This window comes from Enterobacter sp. CP102, assembly GCF_025152625.1.
Taxonomy (GTDB): domain Bacteria; phylum Pseudomonadota; class Gammaproteobacteria; order Enterobacterales; family Enterobacteriaceae; genus Enterobacter; species Enterobacter soli.
On the sequence record NZ_CP104014.1, the window covers coordinates 2,159,383 to 2,171,336 of the forward strand.

General features: G+C 52.4%; 13 protein-coding genes. 8 read left to right on the top strand and 5 right to left on the bottom strand.

Features of this window, described 5'->3' with window-relative positions:
- The first annotated feature begins 32 nt into the window (after positions 1-32).
- Entirely contained in the window at positions 33-725 is a 693-nt protein-coding gene (locus N1249_RS10185) for a YnfC family lipoprotein (RefSeq protein WP_409193164.1), read from the top strand.
- A gap of 21 nt (positions 726-746) precedes the next feature.
- On the opposite strand, the gene speG is transcribed toward N1249_RS10185, so the two are convergent.
- Both speG and N1249_RS10195 read right to left on the bottom strand, forming a co-directional pair.
- The gene (speG, locus tag N1249_RS10190; protein ID WP_259837418.1) at positions 747-1,307 is read right to left on the bottom strand and encodes a spermidine N1-acetyltransferase; all 561 of its coding nucleotides are present in this window, start codon (positions 1,305-1,307) and stop codon (positions 747-749) included.
- 15 nt (positions 1,308-1,322) lie between these two features.
- Complete coding sequence (locus tag N1249_RS10195) at positions 1,323-1,661, bottom strand: DUF1283 family protein (RefSeq protein ID WP_014070147.1); 339 nt, start codon at positions 1,659-1,661, stop codon at positions 1,323-1,325.
- Positions 1,662-1,813: 152 nt separating this feature from the next.
- Between N1249_RS10195 and N1249_RS10200 the strand changes: the two genes are divergently transcribed.
- From N1249_RS10200 to N1249_RS10225, 6 genes are all read left to right on the top strand, one after another.
- On the top strand, positions 1,814-2,140 hold the full coding sequence (locus N1249_RS10200) for a YnfA family protein (protein ID WP_041162057.1): 327 nt from the start codon (positions 1,814-1,816) through the stop codon (positions 2,138-2,140).
- A 111-nt stretch (positions 2,141-2,251) separates the two neighbouring features.
- Positions 2,252-3,466, top strand: a complete 1,215-nt coding sequence (gene manD / locus N1249_RS10205) for a D-mannonate dehydratase ManD (protein ID WP_259837422.1) — start codon at positions 2,252-2,254, stop codon at positions 3,464-3,466.
- Between the two features lie 14 nt (positions 3,467-3,480).
- On the top strand, positions 3,481-4,500 hold the full coding sequence (locus N1249_RS10210) for a Zn-dependent oxidoreductase (RefSeq protein ID WP_259837425.1): 1,020 nt from the start codon (positions 3,481-3,483) through the stop codon (positions 4,498-4,500).
- Between the two features lie 73 nt (positions 4,501-4,573).
- Positions 4,574-5,950, top strand: a complete 1,377-nt coding sequence (locus N1249_RS10215) for an MFS transporter (protein WP_259837426.1) — start codon at positions 4,574-4,576, stop codon at positions 5,948-5,950.
- A gap of 183 nt (positions 5,951-6,133) precedes the next feature.
- Entirely contained in the window at positions 6,134-7,690 is a 1,557-nt protein-coding gene (locus N1249_RS10220) for an MFS transporter (protein ID WP_259837430.1), read from the top strand.
- Positions 7,691-7,906: 216 nt separating this feature from the next.
- Positions 7,907-9,370, top strand: coding sequence for a mannitol dehydrogenase family protein (locus N1249_RS10225; protein ID WP_259837431.1), 1,464 nt, complete (start codon positions 7,907-7,909; stop codon positions 9,368-9,370).
- Between the two features lie 42 nt (positions 9,371-9,412).
- On the opposite strand, the gene ydfZ is transcribed toward N1249_RS10225, so the two are convergent.
- Entirely contained in the window at positions 9,413-9,616 is a 204-nt protein-coding gene (ydfZ, locus tag N1249_RS10230; RefSeq protein ID WP_259837433.1) for a putative selenium delivery protein YdfZ, read from the bottom strand.
- A 287-nt stretch (positions 9,617-9,903) separates the two neighbouring features.
- On the opposite strand from ydfZ, the gene N1249_RS10235 reads away from it, so the two are divergent.
- On the top strand, positions 9,904-10,335 hold the full coding sequence (locus N1249_RS10235) for a universal stress protein (RefSeq protein ID WP_259837435.1): 432 nt from the start codon (positions 9,904-9,906) through the stop codon (positions 10,333-10,335).
- A 43-nt stretch (positions 10,336-10,378) separates the two neighbouring features.
- Here the strand turns inward: N1249_RS10235 and N1249_RS10240 are convergent, their stop codons facing one another.
- On the bottom strand, positions 10,379-11,065 hold the full coding sequence (locus N1249_RS10240) for a GntR family transcriptional regulator (RefSeq protein ID WP_014070155.1): 687 nt from the start codon (positions 11,063-11,065) through the stop codon (positions 10,379-10,381).
- Positions 11,066-11,156: 91 nt separating this feature from the next.
- A complete protein-coding gene (gene ydfG / locus N1249_RS10245; protein ID WP_217188317.1) occupies positions 11,157-11,903 on the bottom strand; it encodes a bifunctional NADP-dependent 3-hydroxy acid dehydrogenase/3-hydroxypropionate dehydrogenase YdfG in 747 nt (248 codons plus the stop codon).
- Positions 11,904-11,954: the final 51 nt, after the last annotated feature.

The following is an 11,954-nucleotide window of genomic DNA, read 5'->3' on the forward strand; positions in this document are numbered from 1 at the left end:
TATCGGTAAATAATGTGAAGAAATACGCAGTGATGACGCTTCTGGCTACGGTGCTGGTGGGGTGCGATAACGCCTCTGCGCCGTTGTCTTTTTCGCCGGAGATGGCCAGTTTCTCGAATGAGTTTGATTTTGATCCCCTGCGCGGGCCGGTAAAAGACTTTACCCAGACGTTGCTCAACGATAAGGGGGAAGTCTCGAAACGGGTAACAGGAACCGTATCAACAGAAGGGTGTTTTGATACGCTGGAATTGCACGACCTGGAAGCCAATACCGGTGTCGCGCTGGTACTGGATGCCAACTACTACCTCGACGCGGAAACGCAGCAGCGTAAGGTGAAGTTGCAGGGCAAATGCCAGCTTGCGGAGCTGCCTGCGGCAGGCGTAACCTGGGATACCGACGACAACGGGTTTGTGGTTGCAGCACACGGCAAAGAGATGGAAGTGAAGTATCGCTATGATGCCGAAGGGTATCCGCTGGGAAAAACCACGGTATCCGGCGAGCAACATCTGTCTGTTCAGGCCACGCCGTCAAAAGATGTGCGTAAAAAACTGGACTACACTGCCATCAGCCTGCTTAACGACAAACCGCTCGGGCACGTAAAACAGAGCTGCGATTACGATCGTCATAACAACCCGGTCACCTGTGATTTGTTGATCACCGACGACAGCGTAAAACCGGCCGTTGAACGCAAGTACACCATCAAGAACAGCATTGATTACTATTGATAAAAATGAAAACCGCGCAGGTTATTGCGCGGTTGGTTTTAGCAGACTTGCAGAAGAGGCTTTGTGTCCGGCCAGGTGTTGATGCTGGAAGATACACATGCGAATGGTGTTGCGGTACTCGCCATTGATAAAGAACTCGTGAATCAGTTCGCCTTCCACCATAAAGCCCAGTTTACGGTAGATATGGATCGCTTTTTCGTTCTCTTTATCGACGATGAGATACAGCTTGTACAGATTCAGGACGTTAAACCCGTAGTCCATCGCCAGCTTAGCTGCCCGTGACGCCAGACCTTTGCCCTGGTGTTCCGGCGAAATAATTATCTGAAATTCCGCCCGACGGTGAACGTGGTTGATCTCAACCAGTTCGACCAGACCGGCTTTTTCGCCTTCACACTCCACCACAAAGCGACGCTCACTCTGGTCGTGAATGTGCTTATCATAAAGATCTGACAGCTCGACAAACGCCTCGTAAGGCTCTTCAAACCAGTAGCGCATCACGCTGGCATTGTTGTCGAGCTGGTGGACGAAGCGCAGATCCTCGCGTTCCAGCGGACGAAGTTTAACGGCTAACATATCGGCCATAGTGACTCCGTGAAATCAGGGGGCAACGGTACGGCCGGTACGGCGATCCAGGCAGCGCAGCGTGTTGGGCTCCCAGTAGGCGTTGACGTTCGCACTTTGCTGACATTTGTCACGCGCATCAAAGGCGACATCTTCTTTGTCCCACTCTTTTTCAGCCCGCTTGTTTACCTTCTGGCGAAGATTGCGGGTGTCATTCCATTGTTCTTTGTCCATAGCAGCGTTCTGGCGGCTTTGTGCGCTATCACCAGACTCGATAACGAGCTTGCTGGTTTCGGCTGATGCCGTGGCGGCGAAGGCGAACGTTGACAGCGCGAGCATCGCTGACAGACAAAGGCGTTTGCTTAATGTAGTCATCGCGTTTCCTTTTTAATGGGTGCAGATAAGCGTTTTACCCAACCCGGATTCTACACCAATCCAAAAGGGCGGCATACCCGTGCGGCAGGTATGGAAAAGTAAAGGAGATTATCGCGTATGATGTCTAAATCAATCCTCACAAGATGTTCGATATGATCAAAACAACGCTGCTTTTTTTTGCCACCGCACTGTGTGAAATCATCGGTTGCTTCTTGCCCTGGCTATGGCTGAAAAAGGGCGCTTCGGTATTCCTGCTGGTTCCCGCCGGGATAGCGCTGGCGCTTTTTGTCTGGCTGTTAACGCTGCATCCCGCTGCCAGTGGCCGGGTCTACGCGGCCTACGGTGGTGTGTATGTTTGCACGGCGCTGTTATGGCTGCGGGTTGTGGATGGCGTAAAACTGAGCCTGTACGACTGGGCTGGCGCACTGGTTGCGCTGTGCGGGATGTTGATCATCGTCGCCGGATGGGGGCGCACGTGAGTGCCCCCATTTTGTGACCAGCCGCTTATTTCATGATCATTATACTTGTATGGTAGTAGTGTAGTTGAGTAAATTTCTTGCATCACAACGAGCGATGTAAGGAACTGGATTATGAAGATTGTCGGGGCTGAAGTATTTGTGACCTGTCCGGGGCGCAACTTTGTCACCCTTAAAATCACCACCGATGAAGGAATTGTCGGCCTGGGTGATGCCACGCTGAACGGGCGTGAGCTGTCCGTTGCCTCTTACCTGAAAGATCATCTCTGCCCGCAGCTGATTGGCCGCGATGCCCACCGAATCGAAGATATCTGGCAGTTCTTCTATAAAGGCGCCTACTGGCGTCGCGGGCCGGTCACCATGTCGGCGATTTCTGCCGTTGATATGGCGCTGTGGGACATCAAAGCGAAAGCGGCCAATATGCCGTTATACCAGCTACTGGGCGGCGCATCCCGTGAAGGCGTGATGGTGTATTGCCATACCACGGGCCACACCATTGATGATGTGCTGGAAGACTATGCGCGTCACAAAGAGATGGGCTTCAAGGCCATTCGCGTCCAGTGCGGTGTGCCGGGAATGAAAACCACTTACGGCATGTCTAAAGGAAAAGGACTGGCCTACGAGCCTGCCACCAAAGGCAACTGGCCGGAAGAACAGCTGTGGTCAACGGAAAAATACCTCGATTTTACGCCGAAATTGTTTGATGCCGTGCGTAGCAAGTATGGCTTTAATGAACACCTGCTGCACGACATGCACCACCGCCTGACGCCAATTGAAGCGGCACGTTTCGGCAAGAGCATCGAAGAATTCCGCATGTTCTGGATGGAAGACCCAACCCCTGCGGAAAACCAGGAGTGCTTCCGCCTGATTCGCCAGCACACCGTTACCCCGATTGCGGTGGGTGAAGTGTTCAACAGCATCTGGGATTGCAAACAGCTCATCGAAGAGCAGCTTATCGACTATATCCGAACCACTATCACTCATGCGGGAGGGATCACGGGGATGCGTCGTATTGCTGATTTCGCCTCGCTGTATCAGGTGCGTACTGGCTCGCATGGCCCGTCCGATTTGTCACCGATCTGCCACGCGGCCGCGCTGCACTTCGACCTGTGGGTGCCGAATTTTGGCGTGCAGGAATATATGGGCTATTCCGAACAGATGCTGGAAGTCTTCCCGCATAGCTGGAGTTTTGATAACGGCTATATGCACCCGGGCGAAAAACCAGGGCTGGGCATCGAATTCGACGAAAAGCTGGCGGCGAAATATCCGTACGATCCGGCCTACCTGCCGGTAGCACGTCTTGAAGATGGCACGCTGTGGAACTGGTAAAAGAGGAGCGAACAATGAAAAGCGTAGTAATTCAAAAACCGAATGAACTGGTGATTGAAGAGCGTCCGCTCCCGGCTCCCGCTGCGGGTGAAGTCCGCGTCAAAATCAAACTTGCCGGGATCTGTGGTTCAGACAGCCATATCTATCGCGGCCACAACCCCTTCGCCAAATATCCGCGAGTGATCGGGCATGAGTTCTTTGGCCTGATTGATGCCGTGGGTGAGGGGATTGATGCCTCACGTGTTGGACAGCGCGTGTCGGTTGACCCGGTCATTAGCTGTGGTCACTGCTATCAGTGCTCAGTCGGTAAACCAAACGTCTGTGCATCCCTTGTGGTGCTGGGTGTGCACCGCGATGGCGGCTTCAGTGAGTACGCCGTGGTGCCGGCAAAAAATGCGTGGGTTATTCCCGATGCTATCCCCGATAAACATGCGGTCATGGTCGAACCTTTTACCATAGCGGCGAACGTGACCGGGCAGGCCAAACCCACGGAGCAGGATGTGGCTCTGATCTTCGGCGCTGGCCCGATGGGGCTTGTCACTGTGCAGGCCCTGAAAGGGGTTTACAAGGTGAAGCAGGTCATCGTCGTCGACAGGATCGATGAACGCCTGGCGATGGCCGAACGCAGCGGCGCGGATTGGGTGTTCAATAACGCCGAGCGCTCCGTGCAGTCCGTACTGGAAGAAAAAGGCGTCAAACCCACGCTGATTATTGATGCCGCGTGTCATCCATCCATTCTACAGGAGGCTATCACTCTGGCCGCACCGGCAGCCCGCATTGTGCTGATGGGCTTCTCCAGTGAACCGAGCCAGATTGTGCAGCAGGGCATTACCGGCAAAGAGCTGTCGATTTTCTCATCGCGCCTGAATGCACACAAATTCCCGGTTGTCATTGAGTGGCTGGAAAAAGGGCTTATCGACCCGGAAAAACTGGTTACTCATACCTTTGACTATCACCACGTAACAGACGCCATTGAACTGTTTGAGAAAGACCAGCGGCAGTGCTGCAAAGTCTTGCTCACATTCGACCAATAACAACAAGTGCGGTTAAGAGCCTGCGCAGACAGGCTCTACGTGGTACGCATCTTACCTTTCAGAGATAGCCATTATGACTCAGACACAACCTCAAAGAACGACCTCGGATCTGGTGAAAGCCGCTGTTTCCGGCTGGCTTGGCACCGCGCTCGAGTTCATGGATTTCCAGCTCTATTCGCTGGGCGCCGCCCTTGTTTTCCATGAAATCTTTTTCCCGGAGCAATCCGCTGCGATGGCATTGATCCTGGCGATGGGAACCTACGGCGCGGGCTACATTGCGCGCATTGTCGGGGCGTTTATTTTCGGCAGAATGGGCGACAGAATCGGCCGCAAAAAAGTGCTGTTCATCACTATCACAATGATGGGGATCTGTACCACCCTGATTGGCGTATTACCCACCTATACGCAGATTGGTATCTTTGCGCCTGTTTTGCTCGTCACACTACGCATTATCCAGGGGCTTGGCGCCGGAGCAGAAATCTCTGGTGCGGGAACCATGCTTGCCGAGTATGCGCCGAAAGGTAAGCGCGGCATCATCTCTTCCCTGGTGGCGATGGGGACTAACTGCGGAACGCTGAGCGCGACGGCTATCTGGGCATTGATGTTCTTTGTTCTCGATCGTGAAGAGCTGGTGGCATGGGGCTGGCGTATTCCGTTCCTGGCAAGCGTGGTGGTGATGATCTTTGCTATCTGGTTGCGAATGAACCTGAAGGAAAGCCCGGTCTTTGAGAAGGTGAATGATGAAGACAACGCGGCGCCGGTCCCTGAGCAGGAAACAACGCTGGGCGCGATGCTCAAAAGCAAATCGTTCTGGCTGGCAACCGGTCTGCGTTTTGGTCAGGCGGGTAACTCTGGGCTGATTCAGACCTTCCTGGCGGGCTATCTGGTACAGACGCTGCTTTTTAATAAAAGCATTCCAACCGATGCGCTGATGATCAGCTCCATTCTGGGGTTCATCACCATTCCGCTGCTGGGCTGGTTGTCGGACAAAATCGGGCGTCGTCTGCCTTACATTGTTCTTAATATCTCGGCCATCATCCTGGCCTACCCGATGCTGTCGATCATCGTCGACAAAACCTACACCCCGGGTGTTGCCATGCTCTGCATCATCATTATCCACAACTTCGCCGTACTGGGGCTGTTCGCGCTGGAAAACATCACCATGGCGGAAATGTTCGGCTCGCGTAACCGCTTTACCCGCATGGCTATCTCGAAAGAGGCGGGCGGTCTGGTGGCGGTTGGCTTTGGCCCGGTGCTGGCGGGGATCTTCTGCAACATGACCGGCTCCTGGTGGCCTATTGTGGTGATGATGGTGGTGTACTCGCTGATCGGCCTGCTGTCCGCAATCTTAATGCCGGAAGTGTGCGATCGGGATTTAAGCGAAGCCGAAGATGCCGCCGAGGCTAAAGCATTAAATGTTAACGCGCATAAATACGGGGTGCAGCCATGAGTTTTATTACTAACCGGGAATAGTCATTCAGCATTCATCACCCGGCGTTGGCTGGGTGATGAATTAAAAGGAGGTGTGCCAGACAATAAATAAGTGCTTTCCAGAATGATAATAAATATTTGTCACGATAATGCCAGGGACTATTTCGTTTTTTAAATGTTATTTATCTTGTGAGAATGGATCATGTCACGGAAAAACAGAAAAATAACCATTCCGGTTAGTATCGGATACGGCTTGACGGATATTATGGGTGGCGGTGCTTTTACCGTTATTGGCGCCTGGCTACTCTTTTTCTACACTACGTTTGTTGGCTTATCCCCGGTAGAGGCGGCATCTATTGTGGCGATTGCACGAATCGTTGATGCCATCGTCAGTCTCTTCATGGGGAGTTTTACCGACCACTTTTATACAAACTATTTTGGTAAGAAATTTGGCCGTCGACGCTTTTTCCTGCTGATTGGCGCGCCCTTAATGCTGGTATATGCACTGCTCTGGCTGGATGGTATGAATTACGGTTTTTATCTTACCGTATATTTAGCCTTTGAAATTATTGCGGCAATGGTTCTCATACCGTGGGAAACCCTGCCATCAGAAATGACCAAAGATTTTAATTCACGTACCAAGCTATCGACCTGCCGAATGTTTTTATCGGCGTCCGGTACGTTTCTCGCCACGTTTATTCCCGGGTTGCTCATTGGCTACTTTGGTGAAAAGAGTGCCCATGCGTACCTGATTAACGGCGTTATCTTTGCGGTGCTGTTTATGCTCTGCGTGTTCATTTCCTGGAAAGTCACCTGGGAACGCGAACTGACGCCAAAAATGAAGGCCAGCATCGATAAACGCGAACCGCGTAAAACACGGGGGGAACAACTGGCTGCCTTTTGCCAGCTCTTTAAGGATTACGGCTCCACCCTTAAGATCCGCGCGTTCAGAAAACATCTGGCTATCTATCTGCTCTCTTTCACCGGCAAAGATGTTTACAACACGGTGTTCGTCTTCTTCTGCGTTTACTGCCTGAATGTCTCTTCATCACTGGCGGGAAGCTTGCTGTCGATGAGTATTGTCGGGCTGCCCGTTACGCTTCTGGCAGGCATTGGGATCATCAAATTTGGCCCGTCAAAACTCTATATCTTTGCGTATTCGCTGATGATGCTGTGTCTGGGCGGTTTCTTCGCGGTGTACCAAATCCCGGCGCTCAACACGGTGGCCACGCTGGTTCTCCTGGCAGGGCTTTACCAGGTCGGGCGTTCGGTGCTGGAGTTCACACCGTGGAATGTGTTTCCGTTCATTCCGGATATTGACGAAATGGTCAGTCACCAGCGACGCGAAGGGCTTTTTGCTGCCGTTATGACTTTTGCCCGTAAAACGACCGTTGCAGTTGCGACCTTTATTGTCGGTTTGTTGCTGCAAAATGGCGGTTTCGTGAAGGGGAGTCAGACCCAGCCGCCGGAAGCGATTCATACCATCGCCATGCTGTTGTTCATCGGCACTGCCGGGCTGTTAATCATGGCCCTGTGGCAGGCGCTGACGTTCCACCTTAACAAACGCACCCACAAGATTTTTGTTGATGAACTGGAACGTCTGAAAGCGAATGGTTCAGCGCAGCAGGCCACGCCTGAAGCACGCCGGGTGGTGGAAGATCTTACAGGGTATTCTTACGACACGCTGTGCCTGGGGGAGAACACCTGGTCGGGCAGCATTCCGCAAGGGGCATTTTCCGCGAAGCAGGGTGGTTTATAGCTTTTGCCTTAGATGTCACACAACTTAATTTTTATATCACACCAATTAGACGAAAGTTAATGTAAATCAATATTCGGCCCGGCGCATTCAGTATGGTTATGGCTCATCCAAAATATACGAACTGCCATTCTAGTTGGTGTAGTCAGCAAGTCCGCAGCGGTGATGATGTTGCCGCTGCAGGGTTACATTTTTCATTTACGACAACGAGTCTCAATCATGGAAAACCGGTTATTAAAGGCGAAAGCTACGCTTCCTCAGTACGATCGCGACAGCCTGAAGACGCGCATTGTTCATTTAGGGTTTGGTGCCTTCCATCGTGCGCACCAGGCGGTATATACCGATATCCTTGCCGCTGAACAGGGTAGCGACTGGGGTTACTGCGAAGTTAACCTGATTGGTGGCGAGCAGCAAATTGCCGACCTCAAGGCTCAGGATAATCTCTACACCGTGGCTGAAATGTCTGCCGATGCGTGGACCTCACGCGTGGTAGGCGTGGTGAACAGGGCGCTGCATGTTCAGGTTGATGGCCTGGAAACCGTGCTGGCGGCGATGTGCGAACCTCAGGTCGCGATTGTGTCGCTCACCATTACGGAGAAAGGCTACTGCCACTCTCCTGCAACCGGGCAATTGATGCTCGACAATCCGTTCATCGTTGCTGATCTGCAAAATCCTCATCAGCCAAAATCTGCGCCTGGCGTGATTGTTGAAGCGCTGGCACGCCGTAAAGCGGCGGGACTACCGGCCTTTACCGTGATGTCCTGCGATAACATGCCTGAAAACGGGCATGTGATGCGCAATGTCACCTGCGCCTTTGCCCGCGCGCTGGATAGCGAACTGGCGGAGTGGATTGAAGCGAACGTCACATTCCCGTCCACCATGGTGGATCGTATTGTTCCGGCAGTGACGGCTGAAACACTGGATAAAATTGAGCAACTGACCGGCGTACGTGACCCGGCAGGTGTGGCCTGCGAACCGTTCCGCCAGTGGGTCATCGAAGACAACTTTGTTGCTGGCCGCCCGCAGTGGGAGAAAGCCGGTGCAGAGCTGGTTGCAGACGTCATCCCGTTTGAAGAGATGAAGCTGCGGATGCTGAACGGCAGCCACTCATTCCTGGCGTATCTCGGTTATCTGGCCGGTTATCAGCACATCAACGACTGCATGGAAGATGTTCACTATCGCCGGGCAGCACATGCGCTGATGCTGAAAGAACAAGCGCCGACGTTAAAAGTAAAAGGGGTTGATCTGGCACATTATGCCGACCTGCTGATTGCGCGCTATAGCAACCCGGCGTTGCGCCACCGTACCTGGCAAATTGCGATGGATGGTAGCCAGAAACTGCCACAGAGGATGCTGGATTCTGTGCGCTGGCATCTGGTGCATCAGCGTAGTTTCCCTCTGCTGGCGCTGGGTGTGGCAGGCTGGATGCGTTATGTGGGTGGTGTGGATGAGCAGGGTAACGCCATTGAAGTGAGCGATCCTCAGCTGGAAGTGATTCAGGCCGCAGTGAAAGGCAGTGCTGAGGGTGAAAGCCGGGTGAAAGCGCTGCTGGGTATTGACGCCATTTTCGGTAAGGAATTACCGCAGGAGCCTGTCTTTGTGGATGCGGTGATGAAAGCCTATCAGTCATTACTGGCGAACGGTGCGAAAGCCACGGTTGAAGCCTACGCCGCCCTGGTGTAATCCATTACATGCCGCCGTTCGCGGCGGCATGTTTCGCACGTTTTAGTGCATACCAAGGCGAATCAGTTCAATCGGTTCAAATTTCCCTTCGCATCCTTCCACTTCAACCGTTTTGCTACGACGCACGCGTGCGGCATCCAGGCCGTTGCTGTGAATCGCTTTAATAATGCCGGTGCGGCCTGTGCCGTTAATCATTACGCGGCTGCCAGTGGTAATTGCGTTGCGGTTACGATCGTAAGTCATCATGGTATTTTCTCCTCTCTTGCTTAGCCGATACGGCGATATTCATCTCTTGCCGCTTTCGGAGCACTATAAATACGCCTGTCAGCCACGTATTTTTTTGTTTTTGATCAAACTCACACTTTTTTCTCAATTTTCGTAGGGGTTGACGTATCCCGACAGGTATTTACAAAGCGGACGGTTATTTTCGTTTATTGATAGTTTCTGCATGTGACTGTTTAAGGTTTGTTTATATCGAGAATGTCACTCTGTATTCAGAAAATAACTCTTCAGCGGAATAAGGAGCCAGGCTTATGTATAAAAACATTTTGATGCCTGTTGATGTGTTTGAAATGGATTTGAGCGATAAAGCGGTTCGCCACGCAGCCAATCTCGCGAAGTCAGAAGGGGCGACGATCACGCTGGTGAACATCCTGCCCATCAGCAGTCGTTCTCTTTTGCGCGGCTTCAACGCGGATATCAAGAAGTTTGAAGAATATATGACGAATGAGTCAGAAAAAAAGATGAGCGAATTAAAACGCTTATTTGATATTGCGCCAGAAGATATTCACTGCACGGTACGTTTTGGTAACGTCCGCGATGAAATTATCGCCATGAGCAAAGAAGGCGAATATGACATCATTGTCATCGGCTCGAAAAACCCAAGTATTACCACGCATTTGCTTGGTTCAAATGCGGAATCGATATTACGTTACGCCAGAATCCCGGTATTAGTGGTTCGCTAATATCACCGCCGCGTCCCCCGAAAGTCGTGGGATGCGGCATAAATTAATCTTCGCTAAACCAGTCGCTATTTTCCTGTCGAATTAACTGCACGGATTCGCTGATTTCTTGCAAATGCAGCGTCATCGCTTTCTCTACGCCATCAGGATCGCGTTTTTCCAGCGCCTTAAAAATATCATGGTGCTGACGTAGCAGCATTTCCGGCGGCGAGACGTGATCCAGACTCATATAGCGCACGCGGTCGATAGTGGCTTTGATATTCTCGATGGTGTCCCACGCGAGCTGGCAATCGGCAATTTGCGCCAGTTTTTGATGGAATTCATCGTCAAGCTGGAAAAAGTCATTCAGCTGCTTGCGATCGATAGCAATGCGTTGCTGATGCAGGTTTTGCTCCAGCAGGTAACACTGATTGTCGTCGATAAGCGAAGCGGCACGGCGAGCGACGGCGCACTCAATGGCCTGGCGTACAAAGCAGCCGTTACGGACCTGGGAAAGTGAAATCTTATTCACATAGCTGCCGCGCTGAGGGCGGATCTGAATCAAACCGTTTTCGGCGAGTTTAATAAAGGCTTCGCGAACGGGCTGACGAGAAACGTCGAAACGCACCGACACTTCTTTTTCAGAAAGAGGCGTTCCCGGCGGGATCAGGCAATGCACAATATCACGTCGTAAAATACGATAGATTTGCTGATTAACAGGCTGGGTAGGGTTGAGTTGCGATTCAGCGGCCATGGGTTGTGATTTCTCAGAGAGTTAACGCGAACATACTACCATTCTTTTGCCTGCCATCACAGACCCGGCCCGCAGGCCGGGTAGGGTACGATTAACCGCGATGCACGCTGAGACCGGCAAAGCTCTGGCTAACCGGCATCATTTCAACGGTGTTGATGTTGACGTGTTTTGGCAGCGTTGCCACCCACCACACCGCTTCGGTGACATCTTCCGGCGTCAGCGCATTGGCGTTCTCATAGGTTTTGTCGGCTTTGGTATCATCGCCTTTGAATCGCACGTTGGAGAATTCAGTGCCGCCCACCAGACCTGGCTCAATATCCGTCACGCGAATTGCCGTGCCGTGCAGGTCGGTGCGCAGGTTGAGGCTGAACTGGCGAACAAAGGCTTTGGTTGCACCATAGACGTTGCCGCCTGCGTACGGCCAGCTGCCTGCGGTGGAACCGATGTTAATCACATGGCCGCGATTACGTTCAACCATGCCTGGCAGTACCGCGCGCGTCATGTACACCAGGCCTTTGTTGTTGGTGTCGATCATGTTTTCCCAGTCTTCCACGCTGGCTTTGTGCGCAGGCTCCAGGCCCAGCGCCAGACCGGCATTGTTGACCAGCACGTCAATGGCACGCCATTCAGCAGGCAGATTGGCAATCATCTCTTCGATCGCCGCGCGGTTGCGGACGTCCAGTTGCGCAGTCAGGATGCTGTCGCCGAGCTCGTCTTTCAGCTCCTGCAAACGTTCCTGACGGCGGCCGGTCGCAATCACTTTATGGCCGTTGGCAACAAAGCGGCGCGTGATGCTTTCACCAAAACCTGCCGTCGCCCCGGTAACTAAAATAATCATCTCACTGTTCCTCAACGCTTTTTATGTTGTACTACCATAGCACGCTCTCAG

Coding starts and splice junctions, on each gene's coding strand:
- speG (WP_259837418.1), bottom strand. CDS start 1,307: ATGGCCGATATGTTAGCCGTTAAACTTCGTCCGCTGGAACGCGAGGAT.
- N1249_RS10210 (WP_259837425.1), top strand. CDS start 3,481: ATGAAAAGCGTAGTAATTCAAAAACCGAATGAACTGGTGATTGAAGAG.
- ydfG (WP_217188317.1), bottom strand. CDS start 11,903: ATGATTATTTTAGTTACCGGGGCGACGGCAGGTTTTGGTGAAAGCATC.
- N1249_RS10195 (WP_014070147.1), bottom strand. CDS start 1,661: ATGACTACATTAAGCAAACGCCTTTGTCTGTCAGCGATGCTCGCGCTG.
- N1249_RS10220 (WP_259837430.1), top strand. CDS start 6,134: ATGTCACGGAAAAACAGAAAAATAACCATTCCGGTTAGTATCGGATAC.
- N1249_RS10240 (WP_014070155.1), bottom strand. CDS start 11,065: ATGGCCGCTGAATCGCAACTCAACCCTACCCAGCCTGTTAATCAGCAA.
- N1249_RS10235 (WP_259837435.1), top strand. CDS start 9,904: ATGTATAAAAACATTTTGATGCCTGTTGATGTGTTTGAAATGGATTTG.
- ydfZ (WP_259837433.1), bottom strand. CDS start 9,616: ATGATGACTTACGATCGTAACCGCAACGCAATTACCACTGGCAGCCGC.
- N1249_RS10215 (WP_259837426.1), top strand. CDS start 4,574: ATGACTCAGACACAACCTCAAAGAACGACCTCGGATCTGGTGAAAGCC.
- manD (WP_259837422.1), top strand. CDS start 2,252: ATGAAGATTGTCGGGGCTGAAGTATTTGTGACCTGTCCGGGGCGCAAC.
- N1249_RS10225 (WP_259837431.1), top strand. CDS start 7,907: ATGGAAAACCGGTTATTAAAGGCGAAAGCTACGCTTCCTCAGTACGAT.
- N1249_RS10200 (WP_041162057.1), top strand. CDS start 1,814: ATGATCAAAACAACGCTGCTTTTTTTTGCCACCGCACTGTGTGAAATC.
- N1249_RS10185 (WP_409193164.1), top strand. CDS start 33: ATGACGCTTCTGGCTACGGTGCTGGTGGGGTGCGATAACGCCTCTGCG.